Here is a 24,931-nt window from a genome sequence, read left to right as displayed (position 1 = left end):
GTCTCGGTGTCGGTCGACCCGAGCCCCTCGGTATGCGGCGAGACCGTGACGGTGTGCGCCACCGTCACAGCAGTCGCACCCGGCAGCGGCACCCCCACCGGGACAATCACCTTCCTGCTGCCCGACGGCAGCACTCAGGTCGCCGCGCTGGACGCCGGCGGCACAGCATGCCTGACCACCAGCACACTCATCACCGGTACGGTCACCGCCTCCTATCAGGGTGACGACTGTTTCCTGCCGTCGACCGGCTCGCTGGATGTGACGGTCAACCAGGCGTCGAGCACGGTCTCGGTGTCGGTCGACCCGAGCCCCTCGGTATGCGGCGAGACCGTGACGGTGTGCGCCACCGTCACAGCAGTCGCACCCGGCAGCGGCACCCCGACCGGAACGGTCACCTTCACCGGCCCCGGTGGACTGAACGTGACGCTGGCACTGGACGCAAGCGGCGAGGCCTGCCTGACCACCACCAGCCTCACCACCGGCACGTACTCGGCGACCTACAACGGCGACTCCTGCTTCACGGGGTCGGCCGGCCTCTTCGACGTGACGGTCAACCAGGCGGCCAGCACCACAGCCGTGTCGGTGGATCCCGACCCCTCGGTATGCGGCGAGATCGTGACCGTCTGCGCCACGGTTACGGCGGTGGCACCCGGCAGCGGCACCCCCACCGGAACCGTCACCTTCACCGCCCCCGGCGGACTCAACCAGACCGTACCCCTGGACGCCGGCGGCGAGGCGTGCGTCACGACGACGGCGCTGGAGACCGGCACGGTCACCGTCATCTACAACGGCGATACGTGCTTCGCCGGTTCGACCGGGACCTTCGACGTGACGGTCAACCAGGCGGCCAGCACCACCACCGTCACGGTGGACCCCAACCCCTCCGTATGCGGCCAGACCGTGACCGTCTGCGCCACCGTGACAGCAGTGCCACCCGGCAGCGGCACACCCACCGGGACAGTCACCTTCACCGGAGCCGGGCTGAACGAAACGGTGCCCCTGGACGCCGGCGGCGAGGCCTGCGTCACCACCAGCAACCTCACCACCGGCACCGTCACCGCCGTCTACAACGGCGACGGATGCCTCTCCCCGTCGACGGGCACCGCAGTGGTGACGGTCAACCAGGCAGCAAGCACCACCACCGTCACGGTCAACCCCAACCCCTCCGTATGCGGCCAGACCGTGACCGTCTGCGCCACCGTCACAGCAGTGCCACCCGGCAGCGGCACACCCACCGGGACAATCACTTTCACCGGAGCCGGGCTCAACGAAACGGTGCCCCTGGACGCCGGCGGCGAGGCCTGCGTCACCACCAGCAACCTCACCACCGGCACCGTCACCGCCGTCTACAACGGCGACGGATGCTTCACCGCATCGACCGGCACCGCACCGGTAACCGTCAACCCCGCGTCGAGCACGGTCTCGGTATCGGTGAGCCCGAACCCCTCGGTATGCGGCCAGACCGTAACGGTGTGCGCCACCGTCACGGCAGTAGCCCCCGGTAGCGGCACCCCCACCGGAACGGTCACCTTCACCGGCCCCGGCGGACTCAACGTGACACTGGCACTGGACGCAAGCGGCGAAGCTTGCCTGTCCACCACCAGCCTCACCACCGGCACGTACTCGGCCACCTACAACGGCGACTCCTGCTTCACGAGCGCGACCGGGACCGTCAACGTGACGGTCAACCAGGCAGCAAGCACCACCACCGTCACGGTCAACCCCAACCCCTCCGTATGCGGCCAGTCCGTGACCGTCTGCGCCACCGTCACGGCGGTCGCTCCCGGCAGCGGCACCCCCACCGGAACAGTCACCTTCACCGGCCCCGGCGGACTCAACCAGACAGTGCCGCTGAACGCCGGCGGCACAGCCTGCGTCACCACCAGCAACCTCACCACCGGCACCGTCACCGCCGTCTACAACGGCAGCGGATGCTTCACCGCATCGACCGGCACCGCACCGGTAACCGTCAATCAAGTGGCCAGCACCACCACCGTCACGGTCAACCCCAACCCCTCCGTATGCGGCCAGACCGTAACGGTGTGCGCCACCGTCACGGCAGTGCCGCCCGGCAGCGGCACACCCACCGGAACGGTCACCTTCACCGGAGCCGGACTCAACCAGACAGTGCCACTGAACGCCGGCGGCACAGCCTGCGTCACCACCAACAACCTCACCACCGGCACCGTCACCGCCGTCTACAACGGCAGCGGATGCTTCACCGCATCGACCGGCACCGCACCGGTAACCGTCAACCCCGCATCGAGCACGGTCTCGGTATCGGTCAACCCCAACCCCTCGGTATGCGGCCAGACCGTAACGGTGTGCGCCACCGTCACAGCAGTGCCACCCGGCAGCGGCACCCCCACCGGAACGGTCACCTTCACCGGCCCCGGCGGACTGAACCAGACAGTGCCGCTGAACGCCGGTGGCACAGCCTGCGTCACCACCAACAGCCTCACCACCGGCACCGTCACAGCCGTCTACAACGGCGACGGATGCTTCACCCCGGCGACGGGCACAACGGGCGTGACCGTGAACAACGCCCAGACCGCGACCTCGCTCACCGTCACCCCCAACCCCGCGTCCTGCGGTCAGCCGGTGACGTTCTGCGCCACGGTCACGACCATCGCGCCGGGCAGCGGCACACCCACCGGAACGGTCACCTTCACCGCCCCCGGCGGCTTCAGCCAGACCGTCGCGCTCAACGCGAGCGGCAAGGCCTGCGTCACCACCAATGCCGGCACCGGCGGCACGGTGACCGCCGTCTACAACGGAGGTACCTGCCACAGTCCCTCCGCCGCGACGGCGAACCTGACCGTGAGCGCCGTTCCCACGACGCTGACGGCGGCGGCGGCGCAGATTCGTCTGCGGGCGAACGGCACGTTCGTCATCCCGTCGATGAGCGCCACGCTCAAGGTCACCTCAAGCGCCGCTCCGCTCGCGGGACAACTGATCACCTTCAGGGCGAACACGACGCTCGGGCCCATCGTCCTCGGGACCGCGCTCACCAACGCCGGCGGCGTTGCGACACTGGCCCCGCCGATGGTGCCGGTTTCCAGCACGGTGATCACCGCGACGAGCTACACCGCGTCCTTCGCGGGGACGAGTTGCTACGCCTCGTCCTCCGTGTCGGCACCGCTGACGCTCGTCCTCTTCCCGCTTCTTCCCTGACCGCACACCGGTCGCCGCTCCGGTGAGCCACGGGCCGGAGCGGGGCCGCTGACCGGGGTGGTGGCCGCCACCCCGGTCAGCGGCGACCTGCGGACACGATCGCTCATACCGGCCGCCCGGCCGCCCGGCGCGTCGCGTGCCGTCGGCGCAGCTCAGTCCAGGCGCGCGAAGAGGCTGTTGTCGAGCCGGGCCAGGAGGTCACCGACGTTCTCGTACACCTCATCCGCCCCGGCGGCTTCGAGCGCGTCGCGCGGAATGCCGCCGGACAGGACCGCGATGCTCCGTACGCCCGCTCTCGATGCCGCTTCCATGTCCCAGACCGCGTCTCCGACGAAGACCGCGCGCTCTGCGGGCACCCCGGCGAGGTCCAGTGCGGCACGCACGGGGTCGGGTGCCGGTTTGGACCGCTTTACGTCATCCGAACTCGCCGTTCCCGCGATGACATCGTCCGCGTCGATCGCGCGGCGCAGGGCGTCGAGTTCCGGTCCGGTCGCGGACGAGGCGAGGACGTTCGTCCAGCCCTGGCCGGCCAGGACCCGCAGCAGATCGGCGGCGGAGTCGAAGGCCGTCAGCCGACCGAAGTACGTGCCGTAAAGCGTGCTGTGCGCGGCGCTGATCTCATCGTCCCGGTCATGGTTCCGGTCGTCGCCGAGCAGATGGGCTACGAGGTCTCCCGAGCCGAGCCCGACCGCCCGGTGGATGTCGGACATCGCCACGTCGTGGCCCGCACCACGGAATGCCTGCCACCAGCTCGTGACATGCAGGTAGTTCGTATCGGCCAGAGTTCCGTCCACGTCGAACAGCGCAGCGCGTGCCACCGAATGCCTCACTTTCCTGAAACGGGCCCGGCCGGCCTCCGCCGTCGCCCTGGCCGGGTCGTGCTTCTCCTGTGCCCGATCTTGGTGTCCTCCATGTCCACTCACGCACAGGCCGCGCCGAGGCCCGGGCCACCGTCCGTCCGGGGCGGTTCTCCGTAACTTCGCGTGTGGGGAAGGGCGGTGGGGGCAGGCGCATTGCTACCTGTCGTCATCTCCCGTTGAAGGGTCGTCCCCATGTCGGTCACGCAGCTCGCGCACGCGCCTTCGGATGCGTCGACGAACGGAGCGGTGGTGGGCGGCCTGCCGTGGATCGAGGACACGGGGAAAGTCGCGCCGAAGGACGCCCGCGCGTTGTCGAAGGTGTTCTTCATACGGCTCCAGGAGCTGGAGGAGGGCACGCGGGAGCACCAGTACGCCCGGAACACACTGATCGAGATGAACGTGACCCTGGTCCGGTACGCGGCTCGCCGCTTCCGCAACCGGGGCAACGGCGAGATGGAAGACGTCCTGCAGGTCGGCACCGTCGGACTGATCAAGGCGATCGACCGCTTCGACCCCGCCCGCGAGGTCGAGTTCGCCACCTTCGCCGTCCCCTACGTCGTGGGGGAGATCAAAAGATTCTTCCGTGACACCAGCTGGTCGGTCCACGTCCCGCGCCGCCTTCAGGAGCTGAGCGGCGACATCAAGACGGCGAAGGAGGAACTGGGCCAGGAGCTCGACCGGACACCCACCGTCACCGACCTCTCCTGTCACCTCGATCTGTCCGAGGACGAGGTCACCGAAGGCCTCGTCGCCGCCGCCGGTTACACCGCCGGGTCCCTCGACACCCCCGCGGGCGACGACGGCAGCACCTCGGACGACATCACCCACGCCCGGACCCTCGGTGAACGCGACCCCGGCATGGAACTGGTGGAGAACCTCCACGCGCTCGCCCCGCTGCTGGACCGGCTCGACGAGCGGGAGCGGCACATCATCGAAATGCGCTTCGGCCAGGAGATGACCCAGGTTCAGATCGCCACCGAACTCGGCTTCTCACAGATGCACATCTCCCGCCTCCTGACCCACATCCTGGCCAAACTCCGCGTCGGACTCCTCACCAACCTCTGACCCGTCCGCGCGCGCCGCGCCCGTCCGTGGCACGTACCGTCCCACCAGTGGACCGTTCCCGGAGGAAGCACTGCCACTTTTATCCATTAAGAGGATGAATAGTGGGTAATTGCCCAGTATGAGTGACAACGGCGCCGATCCGGATCCGCGCGTGACGACGGGCCTCGAGGCAGGAGGATCAGTGCCTCCCGGGGAGACACCGCCCGGCGAGTCCAGTACCGGCTCGGAGCTCGGCCCGCGGGTCAAGCCCGAGCCCGGCTGGGCCATGGGCCCACTCATAGCCATCGCCACCGTCACATTGCTGTGTGCCGGGTTCTTCGTGGCGTACGCCGTATATCTCCTGACCTGACAGGCGACTCTCAGCGCCCGCCTCCTGCCTTACGCGTCAGGAAGAACGCCAGGGCCAGCGCGGCAACGCCGGCGAACACCAGGCCACGGTTCTGCTGGGCCGCGGTCGCTGCTTGCGCCGCCTTCTCGCGTACGGGCTCCGGGGTCTTGTCCCGCGCCGACCGCAGCAGGTTGGTGCCCTTCTCCAGGGCCTGCGCCTTCACGTCGACCTTCGCGGCCAGCTCCTCGACCGTCTGTCCGAGTTCCTCCCGCGTTCCTTCGACGCGCTCACGCAGCTCCTCGGGGGTGGGCGCGTCCGTACCGTTGTTCGGTTTCTCGGTCATCGGTGTGCACTCTCCTTGATCTGGGCGATATCCGCCTTGACCCCGTCCATGGCTTTCCGGGGAGCCGCGGGGCCGGCCTCGGCGACTTCCTTCTTGCCCAGTGCCGCGAGGACGCCCGCGAGGGCGAACAGCACGGCGGTGATCACCAGCGCCGACAGCCACAGCGGCCACACGAGGGCAAGGGCGATCACCGCGGTGGCGACCAGCGCCTGGAGGGCGATGACCGTGATCAGGCCGGCTCCGCCGAACAGTCCACCGCCCCGCCCGAACCGCTTGCCCTTCTCCTTCATCTCCGCCTGCGCCAGCGCCAGTTCCTCGCGCAGCAGCCTGGAAATCTGTTCCGACGCCTGCTTCACCAGATCGCCCACCGGCTCCCGGGAATCGGACGTCTTCGGGTGAGATGGGTCCATTGGTCCACTCCCTTTCACAGCGACATCGACTGGCAGACCTCGGGTACCCAGACCATCCGTCCCGTACCGCGGCGTTCGTCATCGGCCGACGCGCATGGCGGCCGGGTCTGACGAGCGTCGCCCCGATCGCCCGGTACGGAAGGAGTCCGTGAAGAAACCCGTTGGCGGACCACGGCGACCACTGCTACTTTTTCGGCGGCCGTGCGACAGAACGAGGAGGTGGTACCCGTGAACGCAGTATCGACATGGGTGCTCCCCTCCGGGGTCACGGTCGGGCGATAGGTCGTCCGGGAGCGCCGTTCAAGCGCACTCCCGAAAGGCACGACCATGCGATTCACTTCCGAACAGCGTCTCGACGACGGTGTCCTCGAACGCGAATTCACCCTCGGCGAGACCCCTGGCACCCTGTGGACGCCCGACTCCGCCGCACCGGTCCCGCTGGTCCTGATGGCCCACAACAACGGCCTGCCCAGGCGGGAACCCCGGCTGGTGGCCCGTGCCCGGTGCTCCGCCGCGTACGGCTACGCCGTGGCCACCATCGACACCGCCGGGTGCGGCGACCGGCCCCGTTCCGCCGCCGACGAGCAGGTGCGCGCCGACCTCCGCCGGGCGATGCGGGCCGGCGAGCCGGTCGATGAGATCTTCGAGTCCGTCGTCGGCCCGCTGGTCGAGAAGGCGGTCCCGGAATGGCGGACCACCCTGGACGCCCTCCTCGCACTGCCCGAGATCGGCGGCCCGGTCGGGTACTCGGGGTGGACCGCCGTCGGCATTCGGCTGGCGGCGGCCGAACCGCGTATCTCGGCCGCCGGTTTCTTCGCCGGGGGTTACGTGCCCCGCGCCCAGCGCGAGGAGGCCCGACAGGTCACCATTCCGCTGCTGCTCCTGCTTCAGTGGGACGACGAGGGGAACCCCCGGCAACGCGCCCTGGACCTCTTCGACGCCTTCGGCACCAAGGAGAAGACCCTGCACGCCAATCTGGGCGGGCACACCGGCACACCGTGGTTCGAGGTGGACGACGGGAACCGGTTCTTCGCCCGGCATCTGAAGTGAGACCGGGCCGTCCGGCCGTCAGCTGACGCTGGGCGGTATCCCGCCAGGACGCCGCTCATCGGGGACAGGCCCCGGCCCTCCTCGGTGAGCGGTGCCCGGCAGACGCACGACCGCCCCGACCGGCCATCGGCCCTGCGGCGTCGCGCTCCCCCGCAAGCTGTTGGGCAGCTGCGCCGGCGAGCTGTCAGAGCGGTGTGCGCAGGCTGGTGCGGCCCGCGCGCCAGGCGGCGAGCGTCCGCTCCCCGATACGGGCGTCCAGCAGATCGGTGGCCGCGACACCGAAGGCGACGTCCGCCTCCAGCCACGGCTCGTCCTCCAGCAGCCCGCCGACGACATCGCGGCGCACCACCTGCTCGTGGACGGCGTCCGCCTCCACGTGCTCGGCGTAGAAGTGCACCGCCGCCGCTCCCGCGTCCGTCCGCCGCATGGCCTCGGCCAGTCGGCGGGAGGCGGGCGAGGAGGTGACTTCGACCGCGGCGAAGTGTCCGACCAGGGCGCCGCGCAGTGCCCGGTGCAGCCCGAACATGGACATCAGGTTGACGACGGCCAGCATCTCCCCGGTCGACGCGTCCAGGTACCGGCCGTAGGCCGTGTCCAGTCCGAGGTCGGTCATCAGGTCGGCGAAGAGCCGCGAGTGCATGCGGTCGGCCCGGCCGCCGCCGAACTCGTCGAACTCGACCGCGACCATGGCCGCCTTGGCCCTGCCGCGCAGCCGTGGGATCACCCAGGCATGCGGATCGGCCTCCTTGAGGTGGTACAGCGAACGCTGGGCCGCGTACTCACGCAGTTGCCACAGCTCCCCCTCGTCCCGGAGGAAGTACGTGAGCCCCGTGCCGTTCACCGGCTCGGCCAGAATCCCCTCGAACGCCTCGTCGGCACTGTGCGGGCGGTCTTCGGTGTCCGTTCGCAGCGTGTCCAGGAAGCGGCGTTCCAGACCCGCCCGCAGCCCGAGCAGTGCCGGATGCCACTCCCAGGCGGGGTCGACGCCCTGAAATCCGCGGTAGTGCAGTTCGTAGCAGAGGTAGAGCGCCAGGTGCAGGTCCTCGCCGTACGGATCGGCCTGATCCACAGCGCGGCCCGAGGGCAGAAGACTCTCCCCTTCGGGGCTCCGCAGCGCACGGAGGGCCCCGTCGCTGAGCTCTCCACGGCCCGTGGGCAGGACGGGCTCGCTCAGCCGGACGTCGGTCGGCTCCGCCGGTTTCACTCGAGGGACTCCTCACTCGCGGCACTCGAACCGCGCGCTTGGCCCGAATCGCCCCGGGGCGCGGCGGAGCCCCTGACCCTGCGGCGGTGGCTGGTGTCGCACCAGGGGTAGGTCCGGCTGCGCCGGCAGGCGCACAGGGCCACGGTGAACCGGTCCGACCGCACCGTGCTCCCGTCTTCCAGGGTCACTTCGACCGGTCCCTCGACCAGGAGCGGCCCGTCACGTGTCGGGGTGATGCGGCAGGGCCTGTCACTCGGCTCGTTGGGCACGGATGATCACCAGCTTCTCCTTGTCGTCACCGGGCGCGATCAGGCCGCGGTCCAGCAGCCACTGCCGCCGCGATGCCAGTACGGGACCGAAGGGCACGGAGCGGCGGTCCGTCACCTCGGCCGGCAGCCCCGCGCGCTCCAGCCGCTCCAGGGTCGCGGCCACCCCGCACAGCGCCGAGTGAACGAGGAGCAGCGCTCCGCCGGGGCGGAGCAGGCCCGCCGCCCCGTCGCACAACCGGTCGATGATCAGGCGCCCGTCGTGCCCCGCGTCCCACGCCCTGGCCGGGCCCCGCAGGGGCGGGACGGCGTCTGGCGCCGGTACATAGGGCGGATTGCTGAGGATGAGATCGAACCGCCTGCCGACGGCGGGGCCAAGGAGGTCACCTCGGACGGCCTCGACCCGCAGCCCGGCGAGCGCCGCGTTCAGACGGGTGGCGAGCACGGACCGGCGGGTCCGGTCCACGGCCGTCACTCGTGCGCCCCGCCGCGCGGCGGCGAGGGCGAGGAAACCGGACCCCGTACCGACGTCCAGGACCGTCGTCCCGGCACCGACCGTCTCCCGCTCCAGAGCCTCTCGCAGCAGCAGCGTGTCCCCCTGAGGCCCGTAGACACCGCGCGGCAGCATCACGCGGCCGCCCTCGCCGTACGTACCGATCAGACCGGGCATCGACTCACCTCATCACTACGCCACCCCGCGACGAGAGCGTTGGGTTCCCCACCGCTCCCGCCAGGCGGGCGAGCATGCTCCGGTGACGGAGTGCAGCAGCCCACCCGGCCCGTGCGGCGGATGTTCGTCAATGGCGACTACGGAGTTCTCGTCCCAGGGTCTCCGGGCACGCCCGCTCCCGGAGCGCGAGTCCGAAGTGCCGACCACCCGGTCGCCATGGCGCGAACAATCGGTGTCGTACGGCCATCGGCCCTCCAACCCTGGACAACAGCCCCGAGCGGGCCGACCGCCAGGTACCCGGGACGCCCGGCCACATGCCTCCCACTGTCCCAGGCCTTCGCGAAACCCGCCGCCCGTCGGATACCGGCCCCGTCCACCCGCAGGCGCGCGAGAGCCATCCGCAACATCCTGGCGGGCTGGATCAGGAAGGGGGCGCGGGGGGTGTCCAGGCTGCTTCGGCCGCCTGGGCGGTGGGGTAGGAGGCGAAGACCTGGTCCAGCCCCACCATGGTGAAAATACGGTGGATGTGGTGCGGAACTGCTGCCAAGGCGATGCCTGCGTGGGCGGCGAGCGCGTGGTTGCGGGCGGCGATCAGGGCGGTGATGCCGCTGGAGTCGCAGAAAGTGACGCCGGTCAGATCGATGACGAGCCGCTGGCCCCGTTGAAGCACCAGGCCGGGGAGAAGGTCGCGTACCTGTGAGCAGCTGATGTGGTCGAGTTCTCCGGTCAGTTCCAGGACAGGCCCGGCGGAAGTGGTCCGGGTGTGGATCGCGAGGTAGGTCACAGCTGCTCTTCACTGGTGGGGCCGGGGACGCCGATGGCGAGGACGGCGGCGTCGTCGTCCACGCCGGTGCCGAAGGAGTCGAGCAGGTCACGGATGGCGGCGACGGCGGCGGAGGGGCTGGTGGGAGCGAGAGCCCGGGCGAAATCGAGGAGTGCTTCGTCGCCGTAGCGGTCGTCCTCACCGTCCGAGGCCGAGCGGGCTTCGGTGAGGCCGTCGGTGTGAAGCAGCAGGGTGTCGCCCGCCTCGATGTGGAGGGTGGTGGTGGCGATGTGGGCGTCGGGCAGGACGCCGATGAGCTGGCCGCCGGGGGTGGGCAGGTACCGGGTACTCCCGTCCGCGCGCATCAGCAGAGCCGGAGGATGGCCGCCGCTGGCCAGGGTGATGTGGAAGCCGCCCTGTTCGGCGGGGGTGAGCAGCCCGAAGATGACGGTGCAGAACCGCGGGTCCTGGCCGTTGTATTCGTGGTTGAGGACGGTGTTGAGGTTGCTCAGGACGGCGGCCGGGTCGGGTTGGTAGACGGCGGCGGCGCGCAGGGTGTAGCGGGCCAGGGAGGTGACGGCGGCCGCGGCGGCGCCCTTGCCGCACACGTCGCCCAGGAACAGCCCCCAGGTACCGTCGGCCAGGGGGAAGAGGTCGTAGAAGTCGCCGCCGACCTTGTCGGTGGAGGCGATGTGGTAGTGCGCGGCCACGTCCAGTCCGGGCACTTTCACCAGTGCGGGAGGCAGCAGGGTCTGCTGGAGGGTGGCGTTGAGGCGCTGGAGTTCTTCGCGTTCGCGCTCTGCCTGCGCCCGGGCGCGCAGCAGCTCGGTTTCGTAGGCGCGGCGGTCGCGGGCGTCGAAGACGGTGGTGCGGATGAGCAGCGGCTGCCCGTCGCTGCCGGTCTTGACCGTGGAGGTGACGAGCACGGGCAGACGGCTGCCGTCGGCCGTCTTGAGTTCCAGGGCGATGCCGCTGATCTCGCCCTGCATACGCAGCAGTGGGGCGAAGTGGGTCTCGTGGTAGAGGCGGCCGCCCACGGTCAGCAGGCCGGCGAACGTCCTGCGGCTCACCAGGTCGCCACGGGTGTGTCCGAGCCAGTCGAGCAGAGTCGTATTGATCTTCACGATCGTGCCGTCCAGCAGCGTGGAGAGGTAACCGCACGGCGCGTGCTCGTACAGGTCCTCGGCGCTGTCCTCCAGCAGGGTGGCGAACGCCGCACGGTCGTCACGAGGCTGTTCCTCGCCCAGCGGGTGTTCGCCGCTCTCGCCGTCGCCCCTGTCGCACATCATCTCGGGGCCGTGACGAACTCGGCGATCGCGGCAGCCGTTTCCTCCGGGGCGGCGAGCTGGGGGCAGTGGCCGGTCGCGTTCAGGGTGACCAGCCTGCTTCCCGCGATCCTCGACTGGACGAAGGCCCCGACCTCCGGCGGCGCGATCGCGTCGCTGGAGCACTGTGCGACGAGGGTGGGAACGGTGACGTGGGCGAGGTCCTCGCGGTTGTCGGACAAGAACGTCACGCGGGCGAAGACGCGGGCGATGTCCGGATCGGTGCGGCAGAAGCTGTTGGTCAGTTCCTCGCCCAGTTCCGGCCGTCCGGGATTGCCCATGATCACCGGGGCCATGGCGCCCGACCAGCCCAGATAGTTCGCCTCCAGGGATCCCAGGAGTTCGTCGATGTCCTCGGCGCTGAATCCGCCGCGGTAGCCGGCGTCCGGGTCGTCGACGAAACGCGGCGACGGGGCGAGGAGCACCAGGCCGGCGAACATCTCCGGTTCCCGCGCCGCGGCCAGCACGCCCATCATCGCGCTCACCGAGTGCCCCACGAACGTCACCGGGCCGAGCGCCAGCTCACGGCAGATCTCCAGCACGTCCTCGGTGTAGCCCTCCAGGGTGGAATAGCGCTCCTGGCTCCACGCCGACAGGTCGGAACGCCCTGCGCCCACATGGTCGAACAGCACCACGGTGAAGTCGCGCTCGAGAAGCGGCACCACCAGCCGCCACATGTTCTGATCGCACCCGAACCCGTGCGCCAGCATCACCACCGGCCCCCCGGCCCGGCCGGAAACCGACACATGGTTCCTGCTGCGCGCTGTCATACGACCATCCTCGCAGAACACTTCCGACACCATCGGCGGCGAGGCTTTCGCGTGCCTGGGTGCGACAGACCCTCCCTGAAATCCGCCCGCGGCCTTAGCGTCGAATCATGAGCGATGAACAACTGATCGCAGACCTGCACAGCCGGTGGGTGTTCGGCTGGGAGCGCAACGAGGGGGACCCACCGTTCGACTTTCGGCACACCTTCGGCGACTTCTACGACTTCGGCTCTCCGGACGTACGCCTCTACGACGACTTCGACCCCGAGCAGCGCGTGGCGACGACAGCCGTCGGCTACGGCTCGATCTGGGAGCCCAGCTTTCGCGAGATGGTTTCCGCGCATCATGTCGTCGATGACGGCCCGCACGTCGTCGCCGGTCACGATCTGGCCGCGTCCACCCTGACGTTCGTCGCGCGGATCACCATGCCAGCCGTCATCACGGGGATCCGTACCACGACCTCGCTGGTCTGGCGCCGAACGCCGGACGGCTGGCGGATCGTCCGCGAACACAACTCGACCAAGGTTCTGCCCGCAGCCGACCTCGACGTCACGCTGCCGGCGCACGAGGCTCCCTGACCCGGGCGGGCTTCCGCATCAGCTGACCGAGCAGCCGACCACCTCGGCACGCGGAGGCCGTTCATACGGGCGGGAGCGCGGTCACGCGCCGGGCGGTGAGCAGTCGATGTCGGTGACCGTCGTGGGCGGCGTGGGCGCCGGGGGCGACTGGCCGGGTGCGGAGGCGGCGGGCTCGTCGAGGGCGCGGGCGCTGTGGATCCGCAGCAGTCCTTCGATGCCGCGCTGCAAGGTCTCGCCGGCCAGGACGGGGTCGCCGAGGTAGCCGGCGCTCATCGCGCCGTCGCGGAGCATGACGAAGTGGCGCCCGGCGTGGTCGGCGGACTTGTCCGTGATCTTGGCGAACAGTCCGGTGATCGTCCGCAGGAACCACTCGCGGTGTTGCACGACGGCACGGTGGACCGGGTGGTCGGGATCGGGGAATTCCGCCGCCGCGTTGAGGAAGGCGCATCCGCGGTAACCGGGCGAGCGGATCTGCTCGACCAGTGACGCACCGATGCCCCGCAGGATGCCGTCGGTCGGCACGTCCGCGGCCGTCAGCGAGTCGATCTGGGCGCGGATCGCCTGGTCGACGCTTCCGATGTAGGCGACGGCGAGGTCGTCCTTGCTGCGGAAGTGGCGGTAGAAGGTGGCGTTGGTGACCTTCGACTCGGCGACCAGACGGTCGACGCCCACCGTGTGGATGCCCTCCGCGTAGAAGAGCTGCCCGGCTGTCTTCAGGAGCCGCTGCCGGGCCTCGGAGACTCGCCTGCCGGGGCCTGTGCCGACGTCCGTCTGTGTCATGCCGCCCATTGTAGCGGGTAGAACGTTCACTCTTGTGTTTACGGAAGGGGTGTGCCAGGCTGCGACGAACAAGAGAGATCGTTCTCTCTTTTTCACACTCACTGGAGAACCCCATGGCATCCACCGCCTCCGCCGAGCACGTCGGCGCCACGACCGCCCTGCGCCGGCTGTACGTCATCCGCTTCGTCTTCGCCGCCGCGTGGGCGGCGCTCCTGCTGATGTCCGGCTCGGACCTCACCGTCGGGGCCAAGGTCCTGCTGTTCCTCTATCCGGCCTTCGACGTGGTCGCGGCCGTCGTCGATGCCAGGTCGTCGCGGGCCGGCGGGTCGGTCAAGGGCCTGTACGCCAACATCGCCATCAGCTCGCTCGCCGCCGTCGGCGTCGCGGTCGCCGGCACCTCGGGCGTCGCCGACGTGCTGCGCGTCTGGGGCGCGTGGGCGATCCTCTCCGGGCTGGTCCAGCTCCTCGTGGGCGTCGCGCGCCGGCCGATGGGCGGCCAGTGGGCCATGATCGCCAGCGGCGGCATCTCGGTGCTGGCCGGCGCGAGCTTCATCCAAGGCGCCTCACAGGACGACCCCTCGCTGACCAACCTCGCCGGCTACGCCACGCTCGGAGGGATCTTCTTCCTCGTCTCGGCGATCCGTCTGTCCCGTTCGGCCCGACAGGGCTGAGAAGCCGCCGGGCGCGAGGAAGCGGCGGCCGGGGCGGCACACCCGACAGCGCCCCGGACGTGACTCGGCCCCGGTCGCGCATACCTCGACCGCCCGACCGGCAAACGCGTGACGGTCGTAACGGCAACCGCGTGACTCGACGACCGCCGGCCCGATGAGCGGCTGGTCGGGAGCGTGCGGCGGCGCTCCCGACATTGACCGGAAACCGCCGCCCTTCCCGGCACCGCGACTGCCGGTCGCGCCGCCCTCATCCCCCTAGCGTCCTTTCGGGAACGCACTACGCGCTCCATCAGTCCACCCGAAGGGATCCCTTCATGTCTCCTTTGCCCCAGACTCACCGGGCCGCCGCCGCGGCGCTCCTGACCGCCGGGCTGCTGGCCGTCGGCACCACCGCCGCGGTGGCCGCCCCGGCGCCGGCCGCCGCCGAGCGCATCACGAGCACCGCCGAACTCCACGAGCACCTGGCCCAGGCGGTCGCTCTGGAGGCCGCCCAGGGGGCCGTCGCCCTCAACGGCGACCCGGTGGGCCGGCCCGCCCTCCAGTCGAAGCCCGGCACGGCCACGACCGCCGCCTGCTGACACCGTCGCCCCGAGGAGAGTCATGGACACCGAGAACACGCCCGACGTCGCAACTGCTGCCGAACCCGCACCCACCACGTGGTGCCCCAGCGGACAGGCGCTCGCGCCCGAGGCCGTCGTTCTCGGCGTCCGCTCCCGGTCGGACGGCACCCTGGCCTACCTCGCGACACCGGCTCCGGCCAAGGAACTGCTGCCGATGATCCCGGACGGCATCGAGCCGAGCCGGGTCCTGCGCTTCGCCTCGCACTGCGTCAGCACTTGCGCCCACCGCCTGAACAACGACTGCACGCTCGTCGACAAGATCCGTACCCTGCCCGCCTCCGACGAACAGCCGCTCCCCCGCTGCCACTTGCGCGCGCGCTGTCAGTGGTGGCAGCAGACCGGCCGGGCGGCATGCGGGCGCTGCCCCGCCGTGAGCACCTCCGTCCACGCCTCGGACGCGCTGAATTCACTCATCGCCGACCCGACCGTCACGCCGGACCAGCTCCAGGAGTGGATCGAGAGCAGCCCGGCCGGCCCCGCGGCGCGATGATTCCCCTCGGCGATTCCCCTCAGCTCGGTGCGACGAAGTAGAACCGCCGGTAGCCGAGCAGCATGCCGTCGTCGGTGAGCGTGAAGACGTCGGCGAACTCCAGCGGCCCCGCGTGGGCCCCGTTCGCCCCCTCGCCGTCGGCGGCCCCGGTGTAACTCCCCGTCACCACCACACAGTCACCGTCGGCCACGATCTTGTAGATGTGGTGGTGCTCCCTGCCTCCGGCCATCCGTGTGTGCAGCCGTATGACCTCGTCGCGGCCGTGCCCGAAGGGTGCGTCCGGCCGCTTGACCTGCACGTCCTCATGCAGCAGCGATCCGAACGCGTCGATGTCCCCGGTGTCGCGGTAGTGGTAGGACAGCCGCACATGATCGATTCCGGCCGCCATGGAGGCAGCACTCTGTGGCGACCGCCTCGGAAACAGGCCGCTCATACGGCTACTCCTCTCACTCGCACCGGGGCGTCCGTGCCGCGATGCGTGGTTCGCTCTGACACCTTCTTCGAGTGTCACTACTGGGGACTATCACCGCGCTATTACTGTGAACGGAATCGGAACGGAGTGCGATTCCGTTGGCCACCCGCGGGCGTAGGACATCGGCCACGCGCAGGATCGGGCAAACAGTCACAGACACCACCCGCCCCAGCGGGCACAGCAGGCGGTAGCATCCTCATCTGATCGACCGTCAGCTGCGCAACGTTCCGTCAACACGCGGCACACCGCGGGGACTTGACAAATCCACAGCTCAAACGCCACGTGGCGGGCCGCGGCCGGCATGCCCTGGTTCGCGGAATTTACTTTCCAGACACACGGATATCCAAGATAGCCATCCACACCCCATGGACAACCGGTTTTACGGTCGTTGACACTGTGCCCAAACGTCGCAGATGTGTCCGAGCTTGGAGACGCATGATCGAGTCGTCGGCAGTGGAACGGACCAGCGCGGCACAGCTTGCCTTCCTGATCCTCGGCCCGCTGGAGGTGCGTGGCCCCGTCGGTCCCGTACGGATACCTCCCGGCCGTCAGGAGGCGATCCTGGCGGCGCTGCTCCTGGATGCCAACCGGGTGGTGAGCACCGACTACCTCGTCGACCTGATCTGGGACGAGGAGCCGCCCGACACCGCGCGCACCCAGGTGCAGATCTGTGTGTCCCGACTGCGCAAAGGACTCGCGGAAGCGGGCATCGACGCCCCGATCACCACCCGGCCGCCGGGATATCTGCTGCGCGCCGCCGACGAGATGCTGGATCTGCGCCTCTTCAACCGCCGTACGGCGGAGGCCAGGGTGCTGGTCAAGGAGGGGAGGATCGCGGAGGCGGCCGAGCTGCTGCGCGCGGCGGTGGCGCTCTGGCGCGGTCAGTGCCTCGGCGGTGTCACCAGCGACGCGTTGCGCGCCAAGGCGCTCCAGCTCGACGAGGACCGGCTGAACGCCGTCGAGACCTACATCCAGCTGGAGCTCGAACTCGGCCGCCATCATCAACTGGTGGGCGAATTAGGTCGGTTGCTGCATGAGAACCCGCTGCGGGAACGGCTCCGCGGCCAGCTGATGCTCGCCCTGCACCGGTCCGGCCGGCAGGCCGAGGCGCTGGACATCTACCGTGCGGGCCGCGATCTGCTGATCGAGGAGTTGGGGCTGCTCCCCGGCGAGGAGCTGCGCCTGCTGGAGACGGCCATCCTCGCCGGCGACAGCGCGCTGCACGCCGGGCCGCCCGCCTCGGCCCAGAACGCCGTCGAACCGGTCGCTCCCGTACCGGTCGCCGCCGACTTGGGGCACCGTGACGAGCTGCCGCATCAACTCCCCACGGACACGGCGGACTTCGTCGGTGACAAGGCCCTGATCGAGACGGTCGAGGCCGTGCTGACCGGCGGCGCCGGTCAGCGCGCGGTCGGGGTCGTCGTCATGATCGGCAAGCCCGGCATCGGCAAGAGCACGACCGCCACCCACATCGCACACCGGCTGAGCGGACAAGTCTTCCCCGACGGCCAGTTGTACTGCGACCTGCGGGGCGCGGGAGCCGAACCGGTCGCGCCCGCCGACGCGCTCGGCCGTTTCCTGCGGGCACTGGGCATTCCCGGCCCGGTGATCCCCGCCTCTCTCGACGAGCGCGCCGAGATGTACCGCACTCTGATGGCCACCCGCCGGGTCCTGGTCGTGCTGGACGACGCCTACGACGAGAGCCAGGTCCGCCCGCTGCTGCCCGGCAGCGACAACTGCGCGGTGCTGGTGACCAGTCGGTCCCGGATGACGGCCCTGCCCGGTGCGCGCCGTATCGAACTGAAGATCCTGGACGAGACCCGGGCTCTGGAGCTGATGGGGCTGATCCTCGGCCCCGACCGGGTGTCCGACGAGCGGGAAGCCGCGCGGGCGCTGATCCGTACGGTGGGCGGGCTGCCGCTGGCGCTGCGCATCGTCGCCGCCCGGCTCGCCGCCCGTCCGCACTGGTCACTCGCCTCGATGGTCAACCGCCTGGCGAACGAACGCCACCGGCTCGACGAGCTGGCCTACGGCGAGATGACCATCCGGACCAGCCTGTCGCTCACGTTCGACGGACTCGACCCCACCGACCGGCATTTGCTGCGCCTGCTCAGTCTGGCGCAGGGGCCGACGCTGCCGGGCTGGCTCGCGGGGGCGCTCATGGACGACCACCGCGCGCAGCCGTCGGACCTGATGGAGCCCCTGGTCGACGTGCAGATGCTCGATGTCGTCTCGGTGGAGAGCACCGGTGAGTTCCGTTACCGCTTCCATGAAATCATCAAGGTCTACGCGCGTGAACAGCTCGCCGTCACCGACAGCCTGCCTGTGCGGCAGAGCGCGACGGAGCGGATGCTGGGCGGCTGGCTCGCGCTGGCGGAGCGCGCCCACCGCAAGATCTACGGCGGCGACTACACCGTGCTGCACGGTTCGGCCCCGCGGTGGGTACCGCCGGCCGACTACGTGGAGGAGCTGCTCGCCGACCCGCTCGACTGGCTGGACAGGGAACAGGAAAATCTGTGCAACGCGGTGGAACACGCGGCGAAGGAAGGGCTGGACGAACTGTGCTGGGATCTCGCGACCACCTTGGTGACGCTCTTCGAGGCTCGTGGCTATCTGGACCACTGGGAGACGACGCACCGGGTCGCGCTCGCGGCGGTTCGAAGATCCGGCAACAGACGCGGCACCGCCGCACTGCTCAGCTCGCTCGGCACGCTCTACCTCAGCAGTGGCCGGCCCGATGAGTCCCGGAAGTCACTGGACCAGGCGCTGGCGATCTTCGACGAACTCGGTGACCGGGGCGGACTGGCACTGTGCCGGCGGGACCTGGCCCTTCTGGAACGGCAGGCGGGCGACGACGAGCGGGCGTTGGCGCTCTACGACCACTCGATCCGCGACTTCGGGCTGGTCGGGGACATCGTCGGCAGGGCGAGCGTACTGACGCAGAGCGCGCACATCTGGATGAGACGTGGTCATACGGCCGCCGCACACGCCCAGTTGGAGGAGGCGCTCGGAATCTACCGGTCGGTTGGATACACCGGCGGTGAGGCGCGTGCGCTGCGGCGGGTCGGTCAAGTGCTGTTCCAGCGCGGTGAACACGACGAGGCGGAGCGGACGCTGACCGGTGTGCTGGCGATGGTCCGCGCGAGCGGGGATCTGATCGGCGAGGGCCATCTGCTCCGCAATCTGGGCGAGTTGAAGGCCGGCCAGGAGCGTTACGAGGAGGCTCGCGGCTTCTTCGTCCGCGCACTCGCGGTGCGGGAACAGATCATGGACCACGGTGGTGCGGAGATCGTACGGCGCGACATCGCGCGGCTGCCGTAGGGACGGGCGGGGCGGCGGTTCCACGTACGGCCCGTCGTGGCTGATCGGTCGTTGTCCGAACGGTGCGTCCGTCGACCGGCCGGGCTGTCCGGAGGTCCCTTCCGGGTCAGTCCCAGGGGTTGTTCGTCTTGGGCGTGCTGTCCCAGGGGTTGTTCGTCTTGGGCGTGCTGTCCCAGGGGTTGTTCGTCTTGGGCGTGCTGTCCCAGGGGTTGTTCGCGTGGGGCGCGCTGTCCCAGGGGTTGTTCGCCTTCGGGTCTCCGTCCCACGGGTCGTTCCCCGCCGGCGGGACGTCCCAGGGGTCGTTCCCGTCCTGGACGCCGTCCGACGGGGCGGACGCGGGGGACGCGGGGGACGCGGACAGGGCGACGGTCGCGAGGGGGGCACCGCCCTCGGCGGCGTGGGCGGCCGTGCCACCGATCATGACCGTCCCGCCGATGACGGCGGTGACCACGAGGCTCTTGAGAACTGTGTTGACGCGCATCTCGGGGTTTCCTTCCCTCGGTTCCGCTCTTCGATGACACGAACTTAGGGAGAGCTGGAAACTCGGGACTATCGCGGCCTTTAACCCCCCGCTATCACCAGTGACGGTCATCCTTTCACCGTCGGTTCCGCCCGTGCCCCACGCGCCGCGCGCGAGCCACCCACCGTTGTTCCGGCGATGCCGCGCCGATAGCCGGATTCGGACGATGGGTCGGGAGTTCCAGTCCGGGGGCGGAACAGCGCGGGGACACCCGTCGCCCGGACCCAGGTCCCGACGCGAGGAGTGTTGAAGGTGACGATGAGCGCCAAGACGGTGAGTGCCAAGGCGGAGAGTGCCGGGGAAGCGGCCGACGACATCGGTCTGTTCGGCAGGCTGGTACGCGGGCACCGCGACCGGGTCGGCCTGACGCAGCGCGAGTTGGCGGATCTCTCGACCATCAGTGTGCGGGCCATCCGCGATCTGGAGCAGGGCAGGGCCACCAGGCCGCGGCACGCCACCGTACGCCTGATCGCCGACGGGTTGCGGCTGGGCCCGCGAGCCCGCACCGATCTTGAGGCCGCCGCCCGCCAGGGGCAGAACGGCTGGGCACTGAAGGCGGGTTACGACGCCGCTCCCACGGCGCCGCCGGCCGCGCTCGACACCCTGATGGGCCGGGAGTCCGAGGCCGCCGCCCTCACCGCCGAACTCGCCTCCGGAACCGAGCGTCTGGTCAATGTGATGGGCCTGAGCGGAGTGGGCAAGACCCGGCTCGCGCTGGAGGTGGCTGCCCGCCTGCACAGCGGCAGCGGTTTCCCCGTGCTGTGGGCGGCTTTCGCGGGTCCGCCCGTCGCGTACCGGCAGCAGAGCGGTCCCGACGGTCTCGCCGCGCTGGTCGCGGGATGCGCCGACGCGCTGTTCGGTCCGCCGGGAGCTCGGACCCCCGCCGCGGGGACCACCGAGGGGACCGACCGGCATGCCGATGTCACGGCGCTCGCCGAACTCGTCGCGGACCGGCCCGCGCTCCTGGTGGTGGACGGCGCGCTCACCGACCGCCCGGACACCGGCGGGATCGACCGGCTGCTGCGCGACTGCCCGGAGCTGCGGATCCTGGTGACCTCGGAGGGCCCGTACGGGGTCGCCGGTGAACGCACCTTCCTGCTGGGCCCGTTGGAGGCTCCGGACAGCGCCGGGGAGTACACCCCCGACTCGCTGGGGCGGATTCCGGCCGTACGGCTCTTCCTGGACCAACTGCGGCGCACCAGACCGGAGTACGCGCTGACGCAGGACGACGTGCCGGCGGTCGCCGACGTATGCCGCAGGCTCGACGGTCTGCCCTCCGCGCTGCGGGCGGCCGCCTCCTGGCTGGTCGTCTACGACCTGGCGACCCTGCGGCAGTGCCTGGAGGACGACCTGGCGAGCCTGCTGGTCCATCTGTCGGGGGACGACGAGGGGGCCAGATTCCAGGAGGCGTTGCGGCGCCGGGTCGCCCGGCTGTCGGCGGACGGCAGGGCGCTGCTCGCCCGGCTCTGCGACGGCGAACGGGCCGGCGGGGAAGGCGACTTCGAGCTCGCCGACGTCGCCGCGCTGACCGGGCGGAGCCTGCCGGAGTGCGGCCGTATGGTGCGCGATCTGCTGCTGAGCGGAACGGCCCGCCCCAGCTACCAGCTCGGCCGCTCCCGCTTCCAGGTGTTCCACCTGGTGCGCGCCTTCCAGCCGGCCGCCGCACGGGTGGCGACCGTCGCGGGCCACCGGTGAGCCGGGGCCCGGAGCCGGTTGTCCAGAGGGGCCGTTCTGCTCCGCGAATGCCGGAACAACTGCCGCAGGCCGTTTCGCACCAGGTGTTCGATGAGGAAAGCAACGGGCCTCGGAGAGCGACGGAATCCCGCCGGGCCGACCACATGCGCACTCAAGGAGGACCCATGTCCCCGGTAACGCACAGTGCCCCAGGCACCAGGACCGCCGTCATCACGGGAATCGGCGCGTCCCTGCCCGCCCGCGTCGTGAAGAACGAGGAGGTGGCGGAGAGGCTCGGCGTCACCCCGGACTGGATCAGGGAGCGGACGGGAATCGAGCAGCGTCATCTCGTCGACCCCGAGGGCGCCACGTCGGACCTGGCGGTGGAGGCGGGGCGGCGCGCGCTCGACGCCGCCGGGAACCCTCCCGTCGACTTCCTGATCCTGGCGACCTGCACGCCCGACCACACCTTCCCCTCCACCGCGCCGGCCGTCGCCTCCCGTCTGGGACTCGCCGGGATCGCCGCCTTCGACCTGAACGCCGCCTGTTCCGGCTTCGTGTACGGGCTGTCGGCCGGGGCGGGCATGCTGGCCTCCGGCGTCTACGGCACCGGCCTGATCATCGGCGCCGACGCCATCTCCACCATCGTGGACCACGACGACAAGATCACCGCCCCGATCTTCGGCGACGGCGCGGGAGCCGTGGTGGTACGGGCCGGTACGGCCGACGAGCCGGGCAGCCTGCTGGCCCAGACGCTCGGAAGCGACGGCGATCTGCTGGACATCCTCCTTACACCGGCCGGTGGTTCGCGTCAGCGCTCGGCGCTCTCGGCGGCGAGCCCGGAGCAGAGCTATCTCGGTATGCAGGGGCGGCTCGTCTACCGGCACGCGATCGCCCGGATGGCCGAGGCGTCGCTGGACGTACTGGCGAAGACGGGCTGGGCGGTCGAGGACGTCGACCGGCTCGTCGCGCACCAGGCCAACCGCCGGATCCTCGCGGCGACCGCCAAGGAGATCGGTCTGCCCGAGGACCGGGCGGTCATCAATGTCGACCGGGTGGCCAACACCTCCGCCGCCTCGATCCCCCTCGCGCTCATGGACGCGATGGGCTCCGGGGAGCTGAAGGCGGGCGACAAGGTCCTGCTGGCCGCGTTCGGCGGCGGCGTCACCTGGGCCGCGGCCACGCTGATCTGGCCGGACCTGCCTCCTGTCGCCCCCGCCGACAGCATCTGAGACCCCCACGGGATCCCGGCCTCACGGGATCCTCGCGTACCGAAGCCCCACCACCACCCACCCGGCGCGGCATCCGCCCGCCACCACCGAGGGAGAGACATGGAAACGGCACTGGAAAGAGTGCGGGAGATCGTCGTCTACGTCATGCCGGAGATCCAGGCGGACATCACCGCCGGGGACCGGCTCGAGGAGGACCTGGGAATCGACTCCCTCTCGCTGGTCGAGATTCTCGTCCAGGTGGAGAAGCGCTTCTTCCTCACCCTCGACGACAGCGAAATGATCGACGTCGCGAGCGTTCAGGACATTCTGGACATCATCCAGCGCCGAGAGGCAGTGGCCGGCGTCTGAGGGCCCGTCCACGCGACGACGTACACATCACACGTCCGCCAACGGAACAACGTACAAGGGGAAGCCATGTCTGATCCGGGGAACGGCGGACGTCCGCTCAACGAGGCTCAGTCGGGGGTGTGGTACGCGCAGCGCATGGATCCGCTCAACCCCGTCTTCAACATGGGGGGTTATCTGGAGATCAACGGTCCCGCCGACCCGGAGCTCCTCAAGGCGGCGGTGACGGCGCTGGTGGCCGAGGACGAGACCGCGCGCATCACGTTCAGCGAGGTGGACGGCGTGCCCCGGCAGCACTTCGGCGACGCGCCGGACTTCGCCGTGGCACTGCTCGATGTCAGTGCGGAGCCGGATCCCGTGGCAGCCGCGCGACGGCGGATGCTCGACGACCTTGGTTCGGTGCCCGACCTCGAACGGGGCCCGCTCTTCCATCACATCCTCTTCGCGGTGGGCCCCGACCGCTACTTCTGGTACAACCGTGCGCACCATCTGATCAACGACGGCTACAGCGCGACCCTGATGCGACGCAGGGCCGCCGAGCTGTACGCGTCTCTCGCCGGGGCCGCGGGACCGGGTACCCCGTACGGCTCGTTCGAACGTCTGCTGGCGGAGCAGGACGCGTACGCCACCTCGAAGGCGCGCGCCAGGGACGCCTTGTACTGGAAGAACGTCATGGCGGGCGCGGAGTATCCGGCGGGTGCGGGAACGGCCGGGGCGCTCACGCACCGGATCAGCCGGCAGACGTCCTCGGTGGACGAGGAGGGCTTCGGGCGGCTCGTCGCGTTCGGCGCACGCGCGGGGATCTCGTGGCAGCAGGCGGTGCTGGCGGCCGCGGTCCTGCACCGCAGGCTGTGGACGGGGGACTCGGACGTCCTGCTGAGCCTGCCGGTCTCGGGGCGGCTCGGCAAGGACGGCATGAGCGTGCCCGGCATGATGGCGAACGTCATCCCGCTGCGCTGCCGGGTCGACAACGCGCAGACGTGCGAGGAGTTCGCCGCCCGGGTGGCGGCGCTGACCCTGCGCGCGCAGTGGCACCAGCGGTACGACTCGGCCGATCTGATGCGTGACCTGGGGTGGCCGGCGAACGGCCGCCGCCGGTTCGGTCCGGTGGTCAACATCGTCGTCGCCGAGGAGCAGTCGTCGTTCGCGGGGATACCGGCCGTGGGGCATCTGCTCTCCACCGGGGGGACCGCCGAGGATCTCTCGCTCACCGTCAGCCGCGGTCCCGACGGGGGGCTGCGGGTCGACTTCACGATCGACGAGGCGTACGGGGAGAGTGTCGATCTCTCGGCGTATGAGCGGACCTTCCATCAGATCGTCTCCTCGATGACCTCGGACTCCGGGGTGTTGGTGGGTGAGGTGGAGGTGATGTCGGCGCGGGAGCGGGAGCTGGTCCTCGATACGTGGAACGACACGGTGCGGCCGGTGGACAGTGTCACGCTGGGCGGGCGCTTCGAGCAGCAGGCCGCGCTTACTCCGGACGCGACCGCGCTGATCTTCAAGGACGAGCGGGTGTCCTACGGGGAGTTGAACGCCAAGGCCAACCAGCTGGCCCACTATCTGATGACCCGTCATCGAGTGCGCCGGGGCCAGACCGTCGGTGTCCTGGTCGAGCGGGGGATCACCTTCGCGACGGCCCTGATCGCCGTGACCAAGACAGGCGCCACGTACGCGGTCCTCGACCCCGACTTCCCCGATGAGCGCCTTTCCCTCATCGCCCGGGACGCGGGGCCGGTCGTCGTGCTGGCTCATGGGCCGACACAGGACCGGCTGGCGGGCACGGTCGATCTCGACGCCCTGTCCGTCGACAATCACCCGGTCGGGAATCCTGTCTCGGGTGCGCATCCGGAGGATGCGGCGACGATCATGTACACCTCCGGGTCGACGGGCCGGCCGAAGGCGATCCTGACCTCGCACCGCGCACTGACCGGCACCGTACTCGCCCAGAACTACGCCACCTTCGCACCGGACCAACGATTCCTCCAGTGCTCACCCGTCTCCTG

25 protein-coding genes are annotated in these 24,931 nt (G+C 70.1%); 13 read left to right on the top strand and 12 right to left on the bottom strand.

The window, feature by feature from the left end:
• On the top strand, positions 1–3,174 hold a 3,174-nt coding region (locus ACFWHU_RS37695; protein ID WP_387230796.1), incomplete at its 5' end, for a beta strand repeat-containing protein.
• A gap of 152 nt (positions 3,175–3,326) precedes the next feature.
• On the opposite strand, the gene ACFWHU_RS37690 is transcribed toward ACFWHU_RS37695, so the two are convergent.
• Positions 3,327–3,992, bottom strand: a complete 666-nt coding sequence (locus ACFWHU_RS37690) for an HAD family hydrolase (protein WP_387230794.1) — start codon at positions 3,990–3,992, stop codon at positions 3,327–3,329.
• A gap of 234 nt (positions 3,993–4,226) precedes the next feature.
• Between ACFWHU_RS37690 and ACFWHU_RS37685 the strand changes: the two genes are divergently transcribed.
• A complete protein-coding gene (locus ACFWHU_RS37685) occupies positions 4,227–5,099 on the top strand; it encodes an RNA polymerase sigma factor SigF (protein WP_387230792.1) in 873 nt (290 codons plus the stop codon).
• 118 nt (positions 5,100–5,217) lie between these two features.
• Complete coding sequence (locus tag ACFWHU_RS37680) at positions 5,218–5,448, top strand: DUF6480 family protein (protein WP_385804470.1); 231 nt, start codon at positions 5,218–5,220, stop codon at positions 5,446–5,448.
• A gap of 10 nt (positions 5,449–5,458) precedes the next feature.
• Here ACFWHU_RS37680 and ACFWHU_RS37675 read toward each other — a convergent pair whose 3' ends face one another.
• Together ACFWHU_RS37675 and ACFWHU_RS37670 are read right to left on the bottom strand one after the other, a co-directional pair.
• Positions 5,459–5,770, bottom strand: coding sequence for a DUF3618 domain-containing protein (locus ACFWHU_RS37675; protein ID WP_387230790.1), 312 nt, complete (start codon positions 5,768–5,770; stop codon positions 5,459–5,461).
• Positions 5,767–6,180 (bottom strand): phage holin family protein, encoded by a 414-nt coding sequence (locus tag ACFWHU_RS37670; RefSeq protein WP_387230788.1) that lies wholly within the window; start codon positions 6,178–6,180, stop codon positions 5,767–5,769. Before ACFWHU_RS37670 ends, ACFWHU_RS37675 begins: the two co-directional genes overlap by 4 nt.
• A 327-nt stretch (positions 6,181–6,507) precedes the next feature.
• Here ACFWHU_RS37670 and ACFWHU_RS37665 point away from each other — a divergent pair, with 327 nt between their 5' ends.
• Positions 6,508–7,230: a dienelactone hydrolase family protein gene (locus ACFWHU_RS37665; protein ID WP_385804430.1), complete on the top strand. Its 723-nt coding sequence runs from the start codon at positions 6,508–6,510 to the stop codon at positions 7,228–7,230.
• Positions 7,231–7,414: 184 nt separating this feature from the next.
• Here ACFWHU_RS37665 and ACFWHU_RS37660 read toward each other — a convergent pair whose 3' ends face one another.
• From ACFWHU_RS37660 to ACFWHU_RS37635, 6 genes are all read right to left on the bottom strand, one after another.
• Positions 7,415–8,434, bottom strand: a complete 1,020-nt coding sequence (locus ACFWHU_RS37660; RefSeq protein WP_387230786.1) for an iron-containing redox enzyme family protein — start codon at positions 8,432–8,434, stop codon at positions 7,415–7,417.
• On the bottom strand, positions 8,431–8,703 hold the full coding sequence (locus tag ACFWHU_RS37655; RefSeq protein WP_387230784.1) for a CDGSH iron-sulfur domain-containing protein: 273 nt from the start codon (positions 8,701–8,703) through the stop codon (positions 8,431–8,433). Before ACFWHU_RS37655 ends, ACFWHU_RS37660 begins: the two co-directional genes overlap by 4 nt.
• On the bottom strand, positions 8,684–9,370 hold the full coding sequence (locus ACFWHU_RS37650) for a HemK2/MTQ2 family protein methyltransferase (protein ID WP_387230782.1): 687 nt from the start codon (positions 9,368–9,370) through the stop codon (positions 8,684–8,686). The genes ACFWHU_RS37655 and ACFWHU_RS37650 overlap by 20 nt, the downstream gene beginning before the upstream one ends.
• A gap of 421 nt (positions 9,371–9,791) precedes the next feature.
• A complete protein-coding gene (locus tag ACFWHU_RS37645) occupies positions 9,792–10,154 on the bottom strand; it encodes an STAS domain-containing protein (RefSeq protein WP_387230780.1) in 363 nt (120 codons plus the stop codon).
• Positions 10,151–11,419: a PP2C family protein-serine/threonine phosphatase gene (locus ACFWHU_RS37640; RefSeq protein ID WP_387230824.1), complete on the bottom strand. Its 1,269-nt coding sequence runs from the start codon at positions 11,417–11,419 to the stop codon at positions 10,151–10,153. Before ACFWHU_RS37640 ends, ACFWHU_RS37645 begins: the two co-directional genes overlap by 4 nt.
• Positions 11,419–12,228, bottom strand: a complete 810-nt coding sequence (locus tag ACFWHU_RS37635; RefSeq protein WP_385804445.1) for an alpha/beta fold hydrolase — start codon at positions 12,226–12,228, stop codon at positions 11,419–11,421. Before ACFWHU_RS37635 ends, ACFWHU_RS37640 begins: the two co-directional genes overlap by 1 nt.
• Positions 12,229–12,335: 107 nt before the next feature.
• On the opposite strand from ACFWHU_RS37635, the gene ACFWHU_RS37630 reads away from it, so the two are divergent.
• Positions 12,336–12,803 (top strand): nuclear transport factor 2 family protein, encoded by a 468-nt coding sequence (locus tag ACFWHU_RS37630; RefSeq protein WP_387230778.1) that lies wholly within the window; start codon positions 12,336–12,338, stop codon positions 12,801–12,803.
• An 81-nt stretch (positions 12,804–12,884) separates the two neighbouring features.
• Here the strand turns inward: ACFWHU_RS37630 and ACFWHU_RS37625 are convergent, their stop codons facing one another.
• Complete coding sequence (locus tag ACFWHU_RS37625) at positions 12,885–13,592, bottom strand: TetR/AcrR family transcriptional regulator (protein WP_387230776.1); 708 nt, start codon at positions 13,590–13,592, stop codon at positions 12,885–12,887.
• Between the two features lie 104 nt (positions 13,593–13,696).
• Between ACFWHU_RS37625 and ACFWHU_RS37620 the strand changes: the two genes are divergently transcribed.
• The 3 genes from ACFWHU_RS37620 (at position 13,697) to ACFWHU_RS37610 (ending at position 15,364) form a co-directional block, all read left to right on the top strand.
• Entirely contained in the window at positions 13,697–14,254 is a 558-nt protein-coding gene (locus ACFWHU_RS37620) for a hypothetical protein (RefSeq protein WP_385804451.1), read from the top strand.
• 314 nt (positions 14,255–14,568) lie between these two features.
• The gene (locus ACFWHU_RS37615) at positions 14,569–14,832 is read left to right on the top strand and encodes a hypothetical protein (RefSeq protein WP_387230774.1); all 264 of its coding nucleotides are present in this window, start codon (positions 14,569–14,571) and stop codon (positions 14,830–14,832) included.
• A gap of 22 nt (positions 14,833–14,854) precedes the next feature.
• On the top strand, positions 14,855–15,364 hold the full coding sequence (locus ACFWHU_RS37610) for a hypothetical protein (protein ID WP_387230772.1): 510 nt from the start codon (positions 14,855–14,857) through the stop codon (positions 15,362–15,364).
• A gap of 19 nt (positions 15,365–15,383) precedes the next feature.
• Here the strand turns inward: ACFWHU_RS37610 and ACFWHU_RS37605 are convergent, their stop codons facing one another.
• The gene (locus ACFWHU_RS37605; RefSeq protein WP_387230770.1) at positions 15,384–15,797 is read right to left on the bottom strand and encodes a nuclear transport factor 2 family protein; all 414 of its coding nucleotides are present in this window, start codon (positions 15,795–15,797) and stop codon (positions 15,384–15,386) included.
• A 474-nt stretch (positions 15,798–16,271) separates the two neighbouring features.
• Between ACFWHU_RS37605 and ACFWHU_RS37600 the strand changes: the two genes are divergently transcribed.
• Entirely contained in the window at positions 16,272–19,157 is a 2,886-nt protein-coding gene (locus tag ACFWHU_RS37600) for a BTAD domain-containing putative transcriptional regulator (protein ID WP_387230768.1), read from the top strand.
• A gap of 106 nt (positions 19,158–19,263) precedes the next feature.
• Here the strand turns inward: ACFWHU_RS37600 and ACFWHU_RS37595 are convergent, their stop codons facing one another.
• Positions 19,264–19,638 carry a hypothetical protein gene (locus tag ACFWHU_RS37595; protein ID WP_387230766.1) on the bottom strand — a complete coding sequence of 125 codons (375 nt, stop codon included), beginning with the start codon at positions 19,636–19,638 and terminating at the stop codon, positions 19,264–19,266.
• Between the two features lie 297 nt (positions 19,639–19,935).
• Here ACFWHU_RS37595 and ACFWHU_RS37590 point away from each other — a divergent pair, with 297 nt between their 5' ends.
• From ACFWHU_RS37590 to ACFWHU_RS37575, 4 genes are all read left to right on the top strand, one after another.
• Positions 19,936–21,372 (top strand): helix-turn-helix domain-containing protein, encoded by a 1,437-nt coding sequence (locus ACFWHU_RS37590; protein ID WP_387230764.1) that lies wholly within the window; start codon positions 19,936–19,938, stop codon positions 21,370–21,372.
• A 164-nt stretch (positions 21,373–21,536) separates the two neighbouring features.
• Positions 21,537–22,583, top strand: a complete 1,047-nt coding sequence (locus ACFWHU_RS37585) for a beta-ketoacyl-ACP synthase III (RefSeq protein WP_385804465.1) — start codon at positions 21,537–21,539, stop codon at positions 22,581–22,583.
• A gap of 99 nt (positions 22,584–22,682) precedes the next feature.
• The gene (locus ACFWHU_RS37580; protein WP_385804467.1) at positions 22,683–22,931 is read left to right on the top strand and encodes an acyl carrier protein; all 249 of its coding nucleotides are present in this window, start codon (positions 22,683–22,685) and stop codon (positions 22,929–22,931) included.
• Between the two features lie 66 nt (positions 22,932–22,997).
• A partial coding sequence (locus tag ACFWHU_RS37575; protein WP_387230761.1) for a condensation domain-containing protein occupies positions 22,998–24,931 on the top strand: 1,934 nt, incomplete at its 3' end.

It is taken from the genome of Streptomyces sp. NPDC060366, from assembly GCF_042725135.1.
Classification (GTDB): domain Bacteria; phylum Actinomycetota; class Actinomycetes; order Streptomycetales; family Streptomycetaceae; genus Streptomyces.
The sequence above is the reverse complement of the archived record's forward strand: the minus strand, read 5'-3'. Positions and strand labels throughout refer to the sequence as shown.